General features: G+C 40.8%; 1 protein-coding gene. It reads left to right on the forward strand.

All coding sequences use genetic code 11. From position 1 onward, the window contains the following. Nucleotides 1-94: 94 nt before the first annotated feature. A partial coding sequence (locus tag AC0DBE_RS21785) for a helix-turn-helix domain-containing protein (RefSeq protein WP_472963800.1) occupies nt 95-311 on the forward strand: 217 nt, incomplete at its 3' end.

Raw genomic sequence — 311 nt, forward strand, 5'->3', positions numbered from 1 at the left:
GGGACTGACCCCATAAGATGAGACAAATAAAAACACCTTCAAGTTTGAAAACGGATGATTGTTATCCGAAATTAGACTTGGAGGTGTTTTTTCTATGGGGACAAGAGTGAGTTATCCGGTTGAAGTGAAACAGCAGGCTGTAGAAATGAGATTGGCAGGCGTGCCTATGAAAGAGATCATGCAAAAATTGAATATTAAGAATAAGACACAGGTTCAGACATGGGTTAGATGGCATAAGGCTGGGGATATACATCGATTCGAACAGCCTGTTGGAAAGCAATACACTTACGGAAAAGGTCCAGAGTATTCTT

It is taken from the genome of Bacillus sp. VA15, from assembly GCF_055721145.1.